This is a genomic window from Burkholderia sp. SIMBA_051 (assembly GCF_046534915.1).
GTDB classification, from domain to species: domain Bacteria; phylum Pseudomonadota; class Gammaproteobacteria; order Burkholderiales; family Burkholderiaceae; genus Burkholderia; species Burkholderia ambifaria.
Genome location: NZ_JAWRXS010000304.1, coordinates 1 through 270, shown reverse-complemented (window position 1 = coordinate 270; position 270 = coordinate 1). Strand labels below are relative to the sequence as shown.

General features: G+C 58.1%; 1 protein-coding gene. It reads left to right on the top strand.

What is annotated here, in order from left to right; all coding sequences use genetic code 11:
- A partial coding sequence (locus tag SB771_RS34630; protein WP_410721991.1) for a hypothetical protein occupies positions 1 to 270 on the top strand: 270 nt, incomplete at both ends.

Genomic DNA, 270 nt, shown 5'->3' with positions numbered 1-270 from the left:
GGTTAACGCTTTTCATAGTGACGCGGTGAGCGGCTATGCAAAGTGGTCTGAAGCGGATGGAACGCCGCTCACCGCATCCCAGTCCGACGCGGTTAGCGAGAAAGCGGACGCGCTCGGAGGGTTTATGTCGCTTTTCCAGTCGCTTGGGCAGGATGCGCAAAAATATCAGATGAAGGACGGCGATTACAAGCTGGCCGACGGGAGCAAGATGGATCTCGGCCAGGATCCGACCACCGCAGCGGGCTTTTTGCTGTTCGCGAAGAGTGCGCA